General features: G+C 37.4%; 20 protein-coding genes and 1 riboswitch. Of the genes, 17 read left to right on the top strand and 3 right to left on the bottom strand.

What is annotated here, in order from left to right:
* Positions 1-71: 71 nt before the first annotated feature.
* Positions 72-173: riboswitch (purine riboswitch) on the top strand.
* Positions 174-276: 103 nt separating this feature from the next.
* Together SB717_RS01925 and SB717_RS01920 are read left to right on the top strand one after the other, a co-directional pair.
* The gene (locus SB717_RS01925; RefSeq protein ID WP_098621459.1) at positions 277-870 is read left to right on the top strand and encodes a xanthine phosphoribosyltransferase; all 594 of its coding nucleotides are present in this window, start codon (positions 277-279) and stop codon (positions 868-870) included.
* A 1-nt stretch (position 871) separates the two neighbouring features.
* Complete coding sequence (locus SB717_RS01920; RefSeq protein WP_098621458.1) at positions 872-2,182, top strand: nucleobase:cation symporter-2 family protein; 1,311 nt, start codon at positions 872-874, stop codon at positions 2,180-2,182.
* Between the two features lie 137 nt (positions 2,183-2,319).
* Here SB717_RS01920 and SB717_RS01915 read toward each other — a convergent pair whose 3' ends face one another.
* Positions 2,320-3,180, bottom strand: coding sequence for a LysR substrate-binding domain-containing protein (locus tag SB717_RS01915; protein ID WP_200508350.1), 861 nt, complete (start codon positions 3,178-3,180; stop codon positions 2,320-2,322).
* Positions 3,181-3,310: 130 nt separating this feature from the next.
* Between SB717_RS01915 and SB717_RS01910 the strand changes: the two genes are divergently transcribed.
* The 10 genes from SB717_RS01910 to SB717_RS01865 all read left to right on the top strand — a co-directional run bounded on the left by SB717_RS01910 (position 3,311) and on the right by SB717_RS01865 (position 13,968).
* On the top strand, positions 3,311-4,735 hold the full coding sequence (locus SB717_RS01910) for an NAD-dependent succinate-semialdehyde dehydrogenase (protein WP_410903105.1): 1,425 nt from the start codon (positions 3,311-3,313) through the stop codon (positions 4,733-4,735).
* Between the two features lie 443 nt (positions 4,736-5,178).
* Positions 5,179-5,721, top strand: a complete 543-nt coding sequence (locus SB717_RS01905; protein ID WP_410903104.1) for a GNAT family N-acetyltransferase — start codon at positions 5,179-5,181, stop codon at positions 5,719-5,721.
* A gap of 224 nt (positions 5,722-5,945) precedes the next feature.
* Positions 5,946-7,031, top strand: coding sequence for a type III polyketide synthase (locus SB717_RS01900; protein ID WP_410903103.1), 1,086 nt, complete (start codon positions 5,946-5,948; stop codon positions 7,029-7,031).
* Between the two features lie 5 nt (positions 7,032-7,036).
* The gene (locus tag SB717_RS01895; RefSeq protein ID WP_410903102.1) at positions 7,037-7,594 is read left to right on the top strand and encodes an isoprenylcysteine carboxyl methyltransferase family protein; all 558 of its coding nucleotides are present in this window, start codon (positions 7,037-7,039) and stop codon (positions 7,592-7,594) included.
* A 374-nt stretch (positions 7,595-7,968) separates the two neighbouring features.
* Complete coding sequence (locus SB717_RS01890; protein ID WP_410903101.1) at positions 7,969-11,586, top strand: dynamin family protein; 3,618 nt, start codon at positions 7,969-7,971, stop codon at positions 11,584-11,586.
* A 5-nt stretch (positions 11,587-11,591) separates the two neighbouring features.
* Positions 11,592-12,365: a nucleotidyltransferase domain-containing protein gene (locus SB717_RS01885; RefSeq protein ID WP_016763500.1), complete on the top strand. Its 774-nt coding sequence runs from the start codon at positions 11,592-11,594 to the stop codon at positions 12,363-12,365.
* Complete coding sequence (locus tag SB717_RS01880) at positions 12,362-12,619, top strand: DUF2533 family protein (protein WP_013082381.1); 258 nt, start codon at positions 12,362-12,364, stop codon at positions 12,617-12,619. Before SB717_RS01885 ends, SB717_RS01880 begins: the two co-directional genes overlap by 4 nt.
* 105 nt (positions 12,620-12,724) lie before the next feature.
* Complete coding sequence (locus SB717_RS01875) at positions 12,725-13,039, top strand: hypothetical protein (RefSeq protein WP_013056168.1); 315 nt, start codon at positions 12,725-12,727, stop codon at positions 13,037-13,039.
* Positions 13,040-13,169: 130 nt separating this feature from the next.
* Positions 13,170-13,631: a divergent PAP2 family protein gene (locus SB717_RS01870; RefSeq protein WP_013056169.1), complete on the top strand. Its 462-nt coding sequence runs from the start codon at positions 13,170-13,172 to the stop codon at positions 13,629-13,631.
* Positions 13,632-13,692: 61 nt separating this feature from the next.
* Complete coding sequence (locus SB717_RS01865) at positions 13,693-13,968, top strand: DUF6123 family protein (RefSeq protein WP_074678303.1); 276 nt, start codon at positions 13,693-13,695, stop codon at positions 13,966-13,968.
* A 6-nt stretch (positions 13,969-13,974) separates the two neighbouring features.
* On the opposite strand, the gene SB717_RS01860 is transcribed toward SB717_RS01865, so the two are convergent.
* Positions 13,975-14,373, bottom strand: a complete 399-nt coding sequence (locus SB717_RS01860; RefSeq protein ID WP_016763502.1) for a reverse transcriptase-like protein — start codon at positions 14,371-14,373, stop codon at positions 13,975-13,977.
* A gap of 219 nt (positions 14,374-14,592) precedes the next feature.
* Here SB717_RS01860 and SB717_RS01855 point away from each other — a divergent pair, with 219 nt between their 5' ends.
* Genes SB717_RS01855 through SB717_RS01845 form a run of 3 tightly spaced genes read left to right on the top strand, consistent with a single transcriptional unit; the run spans position 14,593 to position 15,787 of the window.
* Positions 14,593-15,246, top strand: coding sequence for a ribonuclease H family protein (locus SB717_RS01855; RefSeq protein ID WP_016763503.1), 654 nt, complete (start codon positions 14,593-14,595; stop codon positions 15,244-15,246).
* Positions 15,247-15,275: 29 nt separating this feature from the next.
* A complete protein-coding gene (locus SB717_RS01850; RefSeq protein WP_013056173.1) occupies positions 15,276-15,458 on the top strand; it encodes a zinc-finger domain-containing protein in 183 nt (60 codons plus the stop codon).
* Between the two features lie 56 nt (positions 15,459-15,514).
* Entirely contained in the window at positions 15,515-15,787 is a 273-nt protein-coding gene (locus SB717_RS01845; RefSeq protein WP_013056174.1) for a DUF2564 family protein, read from the top strand.
* Positions 15,788-15,846: 59 nt separating this feature from the next.
* Here the strand turns inward: SB717_RS01845 and cspD are convergent, their stop codons facing one another.
* The gene (gene cspD, locus SB717_RS01840; RefSeq protein ID WP_013056175.1) at positions 15,847-16,050 is read right to left on the bottom strand and encodes a cold-shock protein CspD; all 204 of its coding nucleotides are present in this window, start codon (positions 16,048-16,050) and stop codon (positions 15,847-15,849) included.
* A gap of 275 nt (positions 16,051-16,325) precedes the next feature.
* Here cspD and SB717_RS01835 point away from each other — a divergent pair, with 275 nt between their 5' ends.
* Complete coding sequence (locus SB717_RS01835) at positions 16,326-16,613, top strand: hypothetical protein (RefSeq protein WP_028414029.1); 288 nt, start codon at positions 16,326-16,328, stop codon at positions 16,611-16,613.
* Between the two features lie 305 nt (positions 16,614-16,918).
* Positions 16,919-18,160, top strand: coding sequence for a bacillibactin exporter BcbE (gene bcbE / locus SB717_RS01830; protein ID WP_410903100.1), 1,242 nt, complete (start codon positions 16,919-16,921; stop codon positions 18,158-18,160).
* Positions 18,161-18,189 lie beyond the last annotated feature (29 nt).

Genomic DNA, 18,189 nt, shown 5'->3' with positions numbered 1-18,189 from the left:
TTGTATTGTAAGTGAATGTTCGAAAAAATATTTTTTGGATATTTTCAAATAAAAGATTTGCTGATATAATACAATTAACTCAATAACGCACTCATATAATGACGAGAATAAGGCTCGTAAGTATCTACCAAACTACCGTAAATAGTTTGACTATGGGTGAGCGATGAAGTTTGTTTTTCACTTTTGTGCGTAAAAGCTCAAAAACATTGCTCTACTCATATACGAGTGCAGCTATGTTTTTGAGCTTTTTTAATACAAACGTTGGAGGAACGAACTATGAAAGCTTTGCAAAACAAAATTTTAACAGATGGTATCGTATTATCGGACACGGTTTTAAAAGTAGACACATTTTTAAACCACCAAATGGATCCTGTACTGATGAAAGAAATTGGAGAAGAATTTGCTTCGCGCTTTGAAAATGCAGGAATTACGAAGATTTTAACGATCGAATCATCAGGAATTGCTCCAGCGATTATGACCGCATTGAAGCTAAACGTTGAGATGGTGTTTGCTAGAAAAAGAAAATCTTTAACACTTCAAGACGGACTCATTACATCAAAAGTATATTCATTTACAAAAAAAGAAGAAAATGAAATTTCAGTTGCTGATAAATTTATTCAAGAAGATGACGTGATTTTAATTATTGATGACTTTTTAGCAAACGGCCAGGCGGCATTCGGCTTGATGGATATCGTGCAAAAAGCAGGTGCTAAAGTAGGCGGCATTGGTATTGTTATTGAAAAAGCGTTCCAAGATGGAGGAAAACAAATTCGTAAATCAGGCGTTAAAGTAGAATCATTAGCGCGCATTCAGTCTTTATCAAATGGTAAAGTTACATTTGCTGAAGATAAACCAACAGTGGAGGTTTAATATGAATAAAGGAAAAGTCTTTTCACTTGGTTTACAGCATGTTTTAGCTATGTACGGAGGTGCGATTGTTGTTCCGCTTATTGTTGGAGGAGCCATTGGCTTGACGCAGCAGCAGCTTACGTATTTAGTGGCGATTGACTTATTTATGTGCGGTGTGGCAACGTTACTGCAAGTATGGAAAAATCGTTTTTTTGGAATTGGTCTTCCAGTTGTATTAGGGTGTACGTTTACTGCCGTAGGACCTATGATTTCAATTGGAGGTTCTTACGGCGTTTCCTCTATATATGGTTCTATTATTGTCGCTGGTTTACTTATTGTCCTTCTTTCTGCTTTTCTAGGTAAATTGGTTAAGTTTTTTCCTCCTTTAGTTACGGGTTCAGTTGTAACGATTATTGGAATTACGTTGATTCCTGTGGCGATTAAAGATTTAGCCGGAGGAGAAGGAAGTAAAGATTTTGGCAGCTTGAGCAATTTAGGTTTAGGCTTTGGCGTTTTGCTATTAATTATAGTTCTGTATCGATTTACAAAAGGATTTATGCGCTCCGTCTCTGTGTTATTAGGATTAGTTGTTGGAACAATTGCAGCGTCTTTTATGGGGAAAGTCGATTTTTCGGGCGTAAAAGAAGAAGCGTGGGTTCATATGCCGCACGTGCTGTACTTTGGGATGCCAACGTTTAATATTATGGCCATTCTGACAATGTTCCTTGTTTTACTTGTTGGCATTGTCGAGTCAACAGGCGTTTATTTTGCCGTTAGTGATATTTGTAAAAAAGAAGTGGATGAAAAAGATTTGTCTAAAGGCTATCGTGCAGAAGGATTGGCGATTTTATTAGGCGGATTTTTTAACGCATTTCCTTATACAGCGTATTCTCAAAATGTAGGACTTCTACAGTTGTCAGGTGTTCGCACAAGAAATGTTGTATTTGCAGCGAGTGGAATTTTAATCGTTTTGGGTTTTCTACCTAAAATCGCAGCCGTGACGACAGTTATCCCGAGCTCTGTCCTTGGAGGAGCAATGGTAGCCATGTTTGGAATGGTAATCTCTTCAGGTATAAAAATCCTTAGTCAAGTTGATTTAGCCAAACAAGAAAACCTTCTTGTAATTGCATGTTCGGTTGGCATGGGTCTAGGGGTGACAGTTGTACCTGAACTCTTCAAAAACTTACCAGAGAGTCTTCAAGTTCTTACTGGAAGCGGTATTGTAATGGGGAGTTTTACAGCAATCTTTTTAAATATTGTCTTTAATATGATGAAATCACCACGTACGCAGGTTGCAGAAACAAAGTTAGCAAACGAAGTAGTATCGAAATAAAAAGAGGCTAGAACAAAAGTATTGTAGTTGAAAAGATCCGAACGATTAATCGTTCGGATCTTTTCATTGTCCAAGGGAACATAGCTTTAACAAGCGATCCATAGCAGATCATTTGTCCAATTTGTTCGTCTTTCCTATTAAGATCGTGTTTTGAAAAAGAGTGTATAAAGCATTTTCCCCACGTCAGGGTTTTTTGCCACTAATGAAATTTCTCTTTTGAATTTGAAGTCTGTAATGGGTAAAGCTTTAATGTTTGAGCTTTGTAAATGGCGCATAAAAATTTCAGGGAGAATTGAAATACCTAAATTAGCTGAAATAAATCCCATAATACTTTGAGCAAATTCAATTTCATTGGCAATGGGGATTTTTAAGTTATGACGATTGTACGCTTTTTCTACTAGTGTCCGAACATCGCACCCAGGTGGAAGAACTACAATGGGTTCTTCTTTGAAATCTTCAAATGATACGTTTTCTTTTTCAGCTAACGGGTGCTGATCGTTCACAAATAAATAGAAGCCTTCTTTAAACAATAGTTTTGACCAGTAAGCATGTTGAACCTCTCGATCATCAAATAAAGCCCCGTCAATTTTATTGCTTTCTAACTGCTCTAACAAATCATAATAGTGATGCGAGGTTTTTATATCAATATGGCGATTGTGGTCTTTAGCAGAAGCCAGTTGATAAGGTAAGTAAAAAGCAGCCATACTTTGCCATGTTCCGATAGTTAAATCACAAGCTTTTTGCGTAGACACTAATTTTTTTTGAAGAGCATGAACACTTGAAAGTATGGATTCACCTTCTTGTAAAAGAATTTCACCTGCTGAGGTTAATTCTACTCCTGTAGCGGAGCGAATAAATAATGTTACTCCTAAATCTTCTTCTAGTTTTCTCATTTGCTTACTAAGTGCAGGCTGCGTCATATGCAGCTGTTCGCTTGCTTTGCTTAAGCTTTTTGTTTTGGCTGTTTCAATAAAAGACTCAAGCCATTCTGTTTTCATATTTATCACCTATAACCTTTTGTTATACCCATAGTATAGAGGGGAAGTTCTCATAAATCAACGAAGATGCTAGTGTATATAGTGTAGTTAACACAGCACAAAGAAATTCACACAACTAGGAGGATGAACGATGTATCCAAACAAACTTTATATTAACGGTGAATGGACAACAACAGAAGAGAAAATTGATGTGATTAATCCAGCAACAAAAGAAGTTATAGGACAAATTCCAAAGGCAGGCGCAAAGGAAGCAGCACTTGCCGCTGATGCAGCGGCGACAGCTTTTAAAACATGGTCGAAAAAAACCGCTCAAGAGCGCAGTGCTATTTTAATGAGATGGCATCAACTAATTGAAAATAATAAAGACGAACTAGCAGAAATTATGACCACGGAACAAGGCAAACCATTTGCAGAAGCAAAAGGTGAAGTGCAGTATGGCAATGATTATATTGCTTGGTTTGCTGAAGAGGGGAAGCGTGTATATGGTGAAACGATTCCAGCTCATCATACCCATAAACGTATTACGGTTAAAAAACAGCCTGTTGGTGTTGTAGCAGCTATTACACCATGGAACTTCCCTGCAGCAATGATTACGCGTAAAGTGGCCCCAGCTCTTGCAGCAGGATGTACAATTGTTTTAAAACCATCTGAAGAAACACCATTTACAGCATTTCGTTTAGTAGAGCTCGCAGAAGAAGCGGGCGTTCCAAAAGGTGTGATCAATGTTGTTACGGGAGATGCAGCAGCTATTGGTGACACATGGCAAAAAGACGGACGCATCCGAAAATTAACATTTACTGGTTCAACAGCGGTAGGTAAACATTTAATGCGCGGTGCTGCTGATACTGTAAAAAAATTATCGCTGGAATTAGGCGGTCACGCACCGTTTATCGTAACAGAAAATGCAGATTTAGATGCTGCTGTAAACGGCGTAATTGCTTCTAAGTTTGTCAATGCAGGTCAAACGTGCATCTGCACAAACCGCGTATATGTACAAGAATCCATTGCAGATGCTTTCGTTGAAAAATTTGCAGCAAAAGCGGCGGAATTAACAGTAGGAGATGGATTAGAAGAAGGTACACAAGTTGGACCGTTAATTAACGACAAAGCGGTTGAGAAAGTAAAAGCACAAATTGCGGATGCAAAAAGTAAAGGAGCTAAAGTTGTGGTTGGAGGACAAGCTATAACAACTAAAAGCGGTTTCTTTATGGAGCCAACAATTATCACAAATGTAACTGATGACATGAATTGCATGTTTGAAGAAACGTTTGGACCATTGGCACCTGTAGCAACATTCAAAACAGTAGAAGAAGCCGTAGGACGAGCAAACAATAGCCCTTATGGTTTAGCTGCTTACGTATTTACAGAAAACATTAAAGAAGCAACGTTTGTATCTGAAGAATTAGAATACGGCATTGTAGGAGTAAATGATGGCTCTCCATCTGCAGCTCAAGCTCCATTCGGCGGCTTTAAAGAAAGTGGTCTTGGACGTGAAGGAAGTCGTTACGGCATTGAAGATTATTTAGAAGTAAAGTATATCTCAATGGGACTTTAATAAAAAGTAGGACAAAAATATTTTAGTCGAAGTGAAATACGAACTAGCAACTAATAATCAAAATTATTGGTTGTTAGTTCGTATTTTTTTGTTGGTAAGATCGACGTCGCTTTCATGTGTTTCGTTGCTTCTAGCTCATTAATCTCGTTTGTTCGTCTTTAGGTTGGATTGATTGCGATGTGTCCTAGCGTCTTTTTGTGTACTTTTGTAAAGAAAATTTGAAATAATAGTTCTTTAACGCAATTAATTGCATTTCTAGGATGTCTGTGCAAGAATAAATATTTCAAAAATGGTTTAGCTGTGTTTAAAGCGTGGGTAATACAACAAATGCACATGGTTGCTTGTTAGATGAAATGAAAAGCAGAACTTTACCACTGATAAATTACGCAAGCTAGAACCAAAATAGTAGTACTGAATGGTGAAAAATATAGGAGTTGATATAGATGATTACAGTAGAGAAAAACATAGTAAAATTTAAAGCAAAAGACGGACGTGAAGTCACTATACGCCCTGCACAGGCAAGTGATGCAGAGCATATTACAACAGCGGTAAGAGAAATTATTGAGGCTGGAGAATTTATTCAAAAAGATGAGCCGCGCACAGTCCAAGAAGAGCAAGATTTTATTGCATCAGTAGAAAAGAACAATCACATGTACGTTGTAGCTGAAGTCGAAGGTGAAGTGCTTGGAATTGCACGTGTTCTTAGAGGCGAAATTAAAATGAAGCACCACACGGGGCTCTTCCGTACATGGCTTATTTCAAAAGCACAGGGAATGGGAATAGGAAAACAATTTATGAATTATACGCTAAACTGGTGCAAAGAAAATAATCTTCATAAACTTTCTTTAACTGTGTTTGCCTCTAATAAAGTGGCATACGAATTGTATAAAAAGGTAGGTTTTGAACAAGAAGGCGTTATGAAAGAACAAGCTTATTTCAACAATGAATATGTAGATGAAATCTACATGTCCATTTTCTTTTCATAAAAAATAAGCACTTATTTTCATCAATCCATAAATTGTATCTGTACATTCAGATTATTTGCGCTATAATAAAAGTGCACAACAAACATACACTTCTTCAAAACGTAGACTTTCCTGAGTTACAGGAAAGTTTTTTTTGTTTCCCCTCCATTCCACTAAAAAAAGAATTGAATAAATCCCCAGCTATTACAAATGTTAAATGTAACGCAATCAAAGAGGTGAAGTGTATGCCAAAGATTATCTCAGTTGGATTTGGAGTTCCCCCCTATGAATTAACTCAGCAAGACACGCTGCTATTTGCAAAAGAACTTTTTTCCGAATCGTTTAAAGATATTAATCGTCTGCTGACCGTTTTTCAAAATGGTCAAATCGAGAAACGTAATTTTGCCAAAGACTTATCTTGGTTTCAAGAAGACCATACATTCGAAGAAAAAAATGATGCTTTTATAGAATCTGCTGTTGAATTAGGTACAAAAGCAATTGAAGACTGCTTAACAAATAAGAACTATGTAAGTACTCCTTTGCCGTGTGGAGAAATTGAGGCAATTTTTTATGTTTCAACAAGCGGTTTAGCTACGCCTAGCATTGAAGCGCGAATTATGAATAAGCTTGCGTTCTCAGACCATACAAAAAGAATTCCTATTTGGGGATTAGGATGTGCTGGAGGAGCGTCTGGGCTTTCAAGAGCTTATGAGTATTGCAAAGCCTTTCCGCGTGCCAAAGTCCTTGTTTTATCCATTGAGCTTTGCAGTTTAACTTTTCAGCGAAATGATCGTTCAAAAAGCAACTTAATCGGTACGTCTTTATTTGCAGATGGAGTAGCGGCTGCTTTAGTCGCAGGTGACGAAGCTGATACCACTTTTGCCCTTGCAAAAAGCTATCCTAACATTTTACATACACAATCGACGCTCATGCCCAATTCAGATGATGTAATGGGGTGGGAGATTAAAAATGATGGACTATTTGTTGTCTTTTCAAAAGACATTCCCACGATTATCGATTCGTGGTTAGGCGGAGAAGTTGAGTCATTTTTACAAACTCAGCATTTGACCAGTCGCGATTTGAAGCATTTTGTTGCTCATCCTGGAGGGAAAAAAGTGCTTGAAGCATATGTATCAACGCTGTCGTTAAGCGAAAATATGATTGCTGATTCCCTAGATGTACTTAAAAACCATGGAAATATGTCTTCGGCAACCGTATTGTATGTGCTAGACCGCTTTATGAAGAAAGAAATTTCGAGTAAAGAATATGGTTTATTAACAGCTCTTGGCCCTGGATTTAGTTCTGAAATGCTTCTATTAGAGTGGAGGTAAAGCGATTGTTTTTTTATAGCTTTTTTGTATTTATTACCTTACAGCGTCTATGTGAATTGGTTATTGCCAAAAGAAATGAAGCTTGGATGAAGAAGCAGGGAGCATACGAAGCTGGTCAAAGTCACTACAAATGGATGGTAAGCATGCATGCCGCTTTTTTTGCTGCTCTTTTTACGGAAGTGTACGTGTTAAACGATGGAATGTATCACTTTTCTTTTTTGTTGTTTAGCTTTTTTGTGCTTGTGCAGCTTGCAAGAATATGGGCTATTTCTTCGTTAGGAAAGTATTGGAATACGAAAATTATCGTTTTGCCTAATGCGAAGGTTGTGCTAAGAGGTCCTTATCGTTTTATGAAGCACCCTAACTATACAGTAGTAGCGGCAGAATTGGTGTTAGTTCCGCTTATGTTTCAGGCATACTGGACGTTAGCTATTTTTTCTGTTTTCAATTTGTGTATATTAGCCGTCAGAATTCCCTTAGAAGAGCAAGCGTTAACGAATGAAACAAATTACGGCGAAGTGATGCAAAACAGGGGACGTTTCTTTCCTATAAAAAAATCTTAAAACTAATTGAAAATGATTATCTTTCATGATAAGATGAAACAAATGATAAAGATTATCAATTTCATCAAGTAGAAACGGTGGTGGACGTAATGGTTAGTCTTTTTGTGATCGGAGCACTTGCTACATATGTTGGCGTCACAACGTATGTAATGAAAAATATTGAAAAAGCCCAAAAGGCGTAACATACATGCGATGAATAAAAAAAGCTGTCAAATTATTGACAGCTTTTTTTATTGTTTTTGTAACTAAAAATTCAGTTTTTTATGGGAAAACGCATGCGAATCAAGTAAAATAGAGAAAGAATAAGCAGAAATGAAGATAGATAGAGCACATTTAAATACAGTCTTGAATGAGGCAAAAGGGGTAGAGTAATAATGGGTAAAGTGAGTGTGAAACATCAAGAAAATCTCCGATTGGAAGCATCTCTTTTTCATTTACATAAGCAATTTCAAGCAGCTGGAGATGAACAGCAGGCAGCAAAAGCAATACAGCTGTTAAAAAAGTGGGTGAACGGCGAATTTGTTATAGCATTTTGCGGACATTTTTCGGCTGGAAAATCGAGCATGATTAACGAATTAATGGGGCAAGCAATTTTGCCTGCAAGTCCTATTCCAACAAGCGCAAACTTAGTATCAGTAAAAGCAGGGGATGAGCATGCAACCGTTTATTATCGCAAACAGCCGCCGGTGCGTTATGAAGCACCTTATGAGTATGAGCAAATTAAGCAGTTTGCTGTGGATGGAGATGAAGTAGAGTCCATTCATTTATCGATAGATACAGATGCTATTCCTAAAAATGTTGTGGTGATGGACACACCGGGAATTGATTCAACAGATGATGCGCATCGTGTATCGACCGAGTCAGCTCTTCACTTAGCGGACGTTATTTTCTACGTGATGGATTATAATCATGTGCAGGCAGAATTAAATCTTCAATTTGCAAAACAGCTGCAAGAAGCTAATAAAACGCTTTATTTAATTGTAAATCAAATCGATAAACACCAAGAAGATCAGCTAACATTCCAAGCATTTAAAGAATCTGTAGAAACGTCATTTTTAAAGTGGAATGTGAGACCAGAAGGAATCTTCTATACATCGTTAAAAGAGCCAACCAACCGTCATAATGACCTTTCGTACGTAAAATCTCTATTACTTGCTATGATGACGGAAAAAGAAAACCGGCATCAGCATATTCAACATGCGATGCAAATGTTAATTGACGATCACCTTGCCTTTATTGAAGACCAAGAAGAAGAAAAGTTAACGATTCATGACGAGCTGCGCCATAAGCTGACGCTTGAGAATCATGAAATGAATAAGAAGCAAAAAGAGCAGCTTCTCGAAAAAGAAGCGGAAATAAGGCGTGCTGAAAAGCAGCTAGCAGAAACGTACCAACAAGAAACAGGTAAGATACTAAGCAACGCCAATTTAACACCATATGAAATGAGAGAAAAAGCTAGGCTGTTTTTAGAAACGACAAAGCCTGATTTTAAAGTAGGTCTTTTATTTGCTAAGAAAAAGACCGAGGAAGTAAAAAAAGAGCGGCTGACGTTATTTTTTGATGATATGAAAGAACGAGCAGCTTCTCAGCTGCAGTGGCACTTGCAGCAATATGTGCAAGAGCTGGTGAAAAATCAAAATCTTACCGATCCGGATCTTATACGCCAGGTTCAGCAGTTTGAAATTCCGTTAGAGCCGCATGATTTAATTGAAACGGTAAAGGCAGGAGCTACGATTAATGGTGATTATGTTTTAACGTACGCAAAAGATGTAGCCGATCATATTAAGAAAAAAGCGACGCGATTATTATACGAGCTTTATGCGCAAATTGAACAGAGCAAAATTGAGCAAGATGAAGTAAAGCGTAAAAAAATTTATCAACACTTGCAGGAATGTGAAGTATTTGAAGAAGCGTATACATCTCTTCAGGAAATGAAATCAAAATTGGCACGTACAAAAGCTTTGCTTCAATCTTTACAGCAAACTGATGACGATCTAACGGCAGAAGATAAAAACGAGTTGTCATATATGTTACAAGAAGAATATGAAACGGGCATCATGAAAGCTGAAGAAAAGCAAGAAGCTGTGAGTGAGCAGCAGTTAGTTACACAGCCTGAGGAAGCTGTGCATGAAACAGGAACGGAAAAGGTTCTTCAAGATGTATCAGCTGTTCTCGAACAGCTCCGTTCATTTGGAAAGTTAGACCGCTTTATTACAAGGCTTCAAGAAAAGCGTAAAAAGCTATCAAATCAAACGTTTACTGTAGCTTTATTCGGAGCATTCAGTGCCGGTAAGTCATCTTTTGCTAATGCGTTGATTGGAGAAAGATTACTTCCAGTATCTCCGAACCCAACAACAGCAACCATCAATAAAATTATGCCTCCAACAGAAAAACGGCCGCATAAAACAGCTGTTGTACAAATGAAAACAAACGAGCAGATGATCCAAGATTTAAATGGTGCACTTAAGCTGTTTCATCATGAAGTAGAATCAATTGACGAAGCGCTAACAATTATTCCAACTCTGCAGGCAACAGAAGAGCTGCAGCTGCATTTGTCGTTTTTACAGGCAGTAGAAAAAGGCTACGGCGAAGTCAAGCAGCATATCGGTTCAGAAGTAGTAGTGGATACAGAAGGATTTCATGATTATGTAGCCAAAGAAGAAAAAGCGTGTTTTGTTCAATTTATTAACCTGTATTATGACTGTGAATTTACTCGCTTAGGCATTACGCTTGTTGATACACCCGGAGCTGATTCAATCAATGCGAGACACACTGGAGTAGCGTTTGGGTATATCAAAAATGCAGATGCCATTTTATTTGTAACGTATTATAATCATGCGTTTTCAAAAGCTGACCGCGAATTTCTTATTCAGCTTGGCCGTGTAAAAGATGTATTTGCGCTTGATAAAATGTTTTTCTTAGTAAATGCAGCGGACCTAGCCAGCTCGGATACAGAGCTGCAGTTAGTTCAGACGTACGTAAAAGAGCAGCTTGAACAGTATGGTATACGCTTTCCGCGCTTATACCCGGTATCAAGCTTGCAGGCTTTGCAAAACCACGAGGATAAAATGTTTCTGCCATTCAAAAATGCGTTTTACCGCTTCATAAATTATGAATTACCAGAGCTTGCTATCCAAAGTGTCTATGCAGATTTCGAACAAATTTTAGCAGTTTCCAATGAAATGAAACAGGTGCAAACAAAATCAGAAGTGGATAAAAAGCGGTACATTCAATCTCTTCACATAAAAAATGAGCAGGTAGCAGCAAAACTGCATGAAATTCATTTTGAATATGAACAACAGCAGTTTGACCGAGAATTAGAAGAGCTCTTATTTTATGTAAAAAAACGTCTGTTTGTGAGGTACGATGACTTCTTTAAAGAAGCCTTCAGTCCGGCAAACTTAAGGGATGATCGAGGTGAAAAGCAAAAGCAGCTGCGCCTTTGTTTGCAGGAGTTGTTAACGTCTATTTCCTTCGACGCAACGCAAGAAGTGCGTGCGACCACTTTGCGAATCGAAAAATACATCGTAAAATTAATCGAAGACTGGCATCGAATGATCATTACAAAGCTACAGCGCTATGAACCGACGTTTACTCCAACGTTGAACTCGTTAGAGCCTCCAAATGGCAGTGAAGTTGTGACAAGTCATCAATTTGATGAGAATGAATCGTATCAAAAAGAGCTTTCACTGTATAAAAACAATAAAAGCTTTTTTGAAAAAAATGAGAAAGTAAAGCTTCACGCTGCTTTACTAGAACGTATTAAGCCGGATGTTAATCACTACATTGCGAAAGAAGAAGCCGCTCTTCATTCACACTATACCCATTTAGTGAATCAGTACGTTCTAGCGCATAAACAGTCTGTATCTGAAGAATGGTATGATTATTACAAACAGCTGCAAGCGGCCGTGTCTGAAGAATTTCCAATTCAAGAATTGGTAAGTACAATGACGGTGCTAGAACATGTATTGGAGGAAAGAAAGGGTCATTAATTTTTATGTCTACACACATAAATAAACGTTTACAGGAAATTGAAAAAGAATATAATGTGGAAATTTTGTTTGCATGTGAATCAGGCAGCCGTGCTTACGGACTCGACACGTTAGCGAGTGATTTTGACGTCCGCTTTATATACAAGTATAAAGCATCACGCTATCTTCATCTCAATAGACCTCAAGAGGTCATTAATGTAGCAGAAGGCAATTATGATATGCAAGGGTGGGATTTGTACAAAACCATTTATTTGTTTACAAAATCAAACCCTTCGCTTTATGAGTGGCTATGGTCACCTTTTGTTTATTATCAAAAGCCATCGTTTGCTGAGCCACTGCGGCAAATGATGGCTCAATCATATTCCTTAAAAGCATTGGGGTATCATTATTTTAAAATTTTAACGATAAATAGTAAAAGAAATCTGACATCTTCTGTTACAATAGAGGATATAAAAGTGATGCTTCAACTGATTCGTGCATTTTTATCACTGAAAGTAGTAGTAAAGCAGCGCAGTTTCCCTGTCATTTTATTTGCCGATTTATGTAAGCAGGCAAATCTCGACGATAGGCAGCAATCCATCATTGAGCAATTTGTACAGTGCAAGATAAGCGGGAAAGTTGCTTTTAATGAAAAGATGAAAAACTTTTTGGACAGCATTAAGAAAGAAGCTGCAGCGATAGAAAAAAGCTTAAAAGAATTACCGGAAAAGCAAATCAGTTACGAGGACATTAACTTATTTTTACTAACTCAGCATAATATAATGGAGGAACGAACATGAGTGTACATAAAGAAATTTCAGCCCATTCTAAAAAACAACACGAATTAGTACGTGCTTTTGCAAGCTTAGAAGCTCGACGCGAGCAAGCCATTGAAGCAGCTGTGCTTCTTTGCAAAGAAGGGAAACCCTTTTCTGTAGACGGTATTAATGCTGTAACAGCAGAAATTAATGAGCTGTCTCAAAAATATACCATCATTCCAGGCCGTAAAGTAGTGACAGAAGAAATGGTTAAAGAGTACGTAGCAAGAATATAAACGTGCTAAGCTCTGGTGTTTTTACCTTAATTTGAACAGGATATGACGTGCCGCTTGATCCATACTAATAGTGTACCAACGAGGTACAAATAGGAGGAGATAGCGATGGGTCGTCAAAAATTAGGTAATAAAAATGCGCAAGCGAATAACAATGCAAAGCATAATTATAACCAAGAGTTCTCTTCTGAGTTTAAAGCAAATCAGGCTCAAAAAGCAAAACGTGCAAAAAGTGCAAATGACACTTATGCTGGGGAGTTTGCTTCTGAGTTCAACGTGCAACAAAACCAAAACAATTCTGTTAACAAGAAGTTAGAAGCTAATAAAAGTGCAAATAATCAATATGGCCAAGAATTCGGCTCATATGCTGAAGTTGAATCTGCTAAAATGAATAATGCTGCACAAAAAAAGCGTAAAAAATAACAGAACTGTTTCCAAAAGCGCCGGGATTAGTCTGCTCTGTCAGCAGATTAGCCCGGCGTTTTTTGTTGGGCAATATTTGCTTGGGTACGAGATGTCAATCCATCGCAAACTATAGATGAGGTGAAGCAATATGAATAAAGGAATTGTCATTGCTCTTTCATCAATCGGTTTAGCCCAAGCCTTAAAAATCCCCATTAAAAAGTATCAAACAGGAAAATGGGATATGCGGATGATTGCTGCGTCGGGTGGAATGCCAAGCTCTCATTCAGCCGGCGTATCTTCTTTAGCGACCTATGTAGCGTTAAAAAGAGGTGTTTCTACGATTGATTTTGCGTTAGCATCTGTTTTTGGAATTATTGTGATGTACGATGCACAAGGAATTCGAAGGCAGACTGGCGAAATTACTATTAAAGTGAATACGTTAGATGAAGAAATTGAAAAGCTTGCGGGTCTTCCAGACGGAGGCTTTCACGATTTGACGGAACAGCGCTTGAAAGAAATGCTTGGGCATCAGCCCGAAGAAGTGATTGGCGGAGCCATTTTAGGAGTAGCACTTGGAGCAATTGGCTATTTTTTAGAAGGGAAATCATAGTCAAATAGCCAAAAGTAAGCTAAGATAAAGAAGAATCTCTGCAAAAGGATGGGACGAAAAAGTGATAAAAACAGCTCAAACCGTTGAAGAGTATCTTCTTTATCTTGAAGAAAAAGGCTTTTATTTAGCAGAAGATGCACGTGGATTTATTTCATTTGGTCAGCAGTATACGCGTGCAGCTGACGAGATGGTCATATTTACAATTGAATGGACACTAAAAGTACAAAAAGAATTTGACGGCAGTTTTTTTGTATCGCTCCTCGAGAATTTGACATCAAATCGTATTAGCAATCAAAAACAAGCCATTCAATATTTAAAGTCATCAGGTATGATTTAAGCAGGATTACATTCCTGCTTCTTTTTGATTAATGGCTTGTCTGGCCAGCTGATCAGCACCTGCATTTTGAGAGCTAGGGATCCACTTTATAAAAAATAACTCAAATTGACTGGACAATTTGAGGGCTTCTTCCAGTAAAGGAGCAAACGCTTTATTTTTAACGTATTCTTGGTTCATTGCGCGGTCTACTAGCTGAGAGTCCGTTCTAAAAGATACGCTCGTATACTTTTTTTCTAAACAAATTTTTAATGCATGAAGAAGTGCATGGTACTCTGCTTCATGATTCGTCATTGTCCCAAGAGCAATAGCGTAACGATGATGTTCACCATTTCCTTTAATTAAAATACCAGCTCCAGAAGGACCAGGGTTGCCAGCAGTGGCTCCGTCTATATAAACTTCAATCATCATACAGCCTCCTTGTTAAAACAATATAAGCTTAAACCATGTTTTTTCATCAATAGTATTGTATCATAAGTACTTCAGCTATTTTATATTAGCACGTATAAACGCTAAAATCCGCTTATTAGGTAAGAAAACTGTCATGAAAAGACATAATAGAAGATAAAATACAAAAAAGCAGAAAAAGTGTTGAATTCAAAATTGCTGATGAAAGGAATGCTCGTTATGAATTTCCAAATTGAATGGCATTATAAATCCTCGAAACATAAACAGTTAATTTTCACATCCGATTTCACAGATGCAAATGAGGCGCTAATGATTGTGGGTGATTTAGAAAAAACAGGTCGAACGAAGGAAATTTTTCTACTTGATGAGCAGCAGCAAAAATGGACTGTAAAAGAAGCGAAAAAGCTCTTACAGGAAGTACAGACAGAGCCTCACGATATTGTGGCATATTTTGACGGAGGCTATGAGCATGATACGCTGTTAGCGGGGCTTGGGGTTGTGATTTATTTTAAACAGAACAACAACTCTTACCGAATACGACGCAACTCAAGGCTTCAAGAGATTGAATCAAATAATGAGGCAGAGTATGCTGCTTTTTATTATTTAATACAAGAGCTTGAGGAACTTGGTGTTCATCATATACCGGTAACGTTTAGAGGTGACTCTCAGGTTGTATTAAATCAGCTGGCTGGGGAGTGGCCCTGTTTCGAAGAAGAGTTTAATCGGTACTTAGATCGAATAGAAGATAAAATGCAGGAACTTGGTATCCGACCGGTATATGAGCCTATTTCAAGGAAGGAAAATGAAGAGGCTGACCAGCTTGCGACTCAAGCTCTTCAAGGGATACCAATTGCTAGCAGGAAGCAAGTGTAACACACAGAACGAAATGGAGATGAACGAGAGTGGAACGTAAACAATTATTAGAAGAAGTAACGGAGTTATTGGATTACTACTGTAGTGATTGTTTTGTGAAAAAAACGTTTAACAAAGAAAAGGGCAAAACATACGCTCAGACGTTTTGTATTAAAGAGTGTACCGTAGGAGAAAAGATTAAGCAGTATGGAGATTTGCTGACTAAAAAGTAAGCGTGTATAATTTGCCGGCAGCAGCTTCATTCTATCCATATGGAGGTGTTCTTTCAATGGATAAGTTTTCAAATGAAGAAGTAACAACAGGATATAATGATTTAAAACAAGTAGAAGTGTCTATTCAATCTGCTCAAAAGATGATTGGGACAGCTACGATGAGTATGAGTCCTCAGCAGCTTGAAGAGGCAACGAATGCGCTTAATGATGCAAAAGCACAGCTTCAATCTGCCAAAGCTCATGGCACAGGAGTAGACGAGCAATTTCTTCAGCAGTGCATGCAGTCTATTCAAACATGTGAACAGCAGCTTACTGAGGCCAAACGCTAGGTATAACAAAAAAGAGACTCGGAAAAGAGTCTCTTTTACTATAAAATAAAAAGATCTATTTATGATAGCTTAGTGACATTAGCGGCTTGCGGGCCTCTATTGCCTTCTACAATTTCAAAAGATACCTCTTGTCCTTCTTCCAAGGATTTATAACCTTCGCTTTGGATGGCAGAAAAATGTACAAATACGTCGCTGCCGCCTTCAACTTCAATAAAGCCATAGCCTTTTTCATTGTTGAACCATTTTACTTTACCATTTTGCATAACTTGAATCCCCCTAGTACTGTGCAGCATCATGCTGCTGAAACTCGAATTATCATTTCCAATAGAGGTAAATGATTGTTTATATTATATAATAAGAAGAAATAAAATTTCAATATTAAAATTTAATTTTTCTGAAAATTAAATTTTATTTAACGTGAACGTAGTCTATTTTTAATAAAAAAATTTCTTGCTAGATGAAAAATAACTGAAAATTTAGTTTATAATAAAAGTATAGTCAGCATAATTTTAACGCGGTGATAAGGAGTGGGTCGTGTATGTATCGTACACAAATAAATGGAAAAGAAATCATTTTGTTATTTTCAACGCTCGAAGCAGCAAAGAGCCGCAGCAGCCTAGAGAAAGAACAAATTTATAAGCGAGTATTGCATTTAAATGAGCAGCTGTTAATGTTTCAAAATGGAACAAGCTTCACCATTGGTGATCCGTTAGGATTAATTGTAGCTCAAGTGAAAAAAAGCGATTTGACAACCATATATATCGAACATATTATTGATAAACAGTTTATGTATGATGGAGATGGTCATCGAGGTGAAGTAGTGTAATAAGAAGATGACGCCTATATATGAAGAAGCGTACGGAAATACTCGTACGCTTCTTCATATATAGGATTAAAAATATGTGTTTTTACAAGTATTAACAGGGATAAATAACAAAGTTCAATAAATTAAAGAAGAACAGTGAAACCATGAATAGCAATCACCTTTTTAGCTAAAAAATATAGATACACATCATCTTATGTAATGAGATAGTTAAGCTTTAAAATCAATGAACACGAGAAGTTTTATAAAGCTTAAATTGAAAAACGTGTGATTGTGACGTTAATTAGAAGTAAGGTTTGGAGGACGCTATGGAAAGTAGAAAAAAATTGGATTTACTTGCTCTTGCTTCTGTACCACTTATCATGACCCTCGGAAATTCAATGTTAATTCCGGTATTGCCGGTGATTGAAAAACGTCTACAGATAAGCTCGCTGCAGGTATCCATGATTATCACGGTCTACTCAATTTTTGCTATTTTTTTAATCCCGATTGCTGGTTATTTATCAGATCGATTTGGCCGCAAGAAAATTATTATTCCTAGTTTGCTGCTTGCTGCAGTAGGAGGGGCTTTAACAGGCTGGGCTTCATGGCAAATGGCCAATCCTTTCTGGGTTATTTTAATTGGGCGCGCGATTCAAGGAATAGGTTCAGCAGGAGCTATGCCTGTTGTGATGCCTTGTGTAGGAGATATGTTCAAAGACGAGCAGGAAATTACAAAAGGACTAGGTTTAATTGAAACAGCTAATACGTTTGGGAAAGTACTAAGCCCAATACTGGGAGCTTTTTTAGCCGCTATGATTTGGTTTCTTCCTTTTTGGTTCATTCCTATTCTTTGCCTTATTTCGATTCTTTTGGTTATCTTTTTAGTGAAAGTTCCGAAAAATGATAGCTCTTCTGAATCTGAACAAAAAAAGAAAAATATTACGCAGTTTTTGAAGGATTTAAAGAAAACGCTCAAAGAAAATATTGGATGGCTTATGGCTATTTTTATTTTAGGCGCCATTATTATGCTTGTATTATTCGGTGTTTTATTTTACCTATCCACCATACTAGAGGAGCGTTATCATATTGTGAATACGAAAAAAGGTTTAATAATGGCTATTCCTTTGCTAGCTTTATCTATTTCTTCTTTTGTGGCAGGAAAAAAAGTAGGAAATAATAAAATCGTTATGAAGTGGTCTGCTTTTTTTGGCTTTTTATTGTTAACATGTTCTTTCATCATTTTATTTTTTAATACGTCTCTTTTTAGTATTTTACTCACTTTAGTGCTTGGTGGAATTGGAATAGGAGCAGCTCTGCCCAGTCTTGATGCACTTATTACAGAAGGAATTGAAAAGGAAGAGAGAGGAACCATTACGTCTCTTTACAGTTCGATGCGCTTTGTCGGAGTAGCAGCTGGACCTCCTCTTTATACATTGCTTATGAAGTGGTCGGACATGGCTGTGTTCCAAACGTCTCTAGTAATTAGTGCAGTAGGGGCAATTTTAGTTTTAAAAGCTATCAAACCAAAACCTGAAGGCGGCGTAAAACTGAAGAAAGCTGAAGTATGATTTTACGGGGCTGTCTTATGATAAAAGAC

It is taken from the genome of Priestia sp. SIMBA_032, from assembly GCF_046535215.1.
In the GTDB taxonomy this organism is placed as follows: Bacteria; Bacillota; Bacilli; order Bacillales; family Bacillaceae_H; genus Priestia; species Priestia aryabhattai.
Note: the sequence above shows the minus strand (reverse complement) of the source record. Positions and strands in the feature narration are given on the sequence as shown.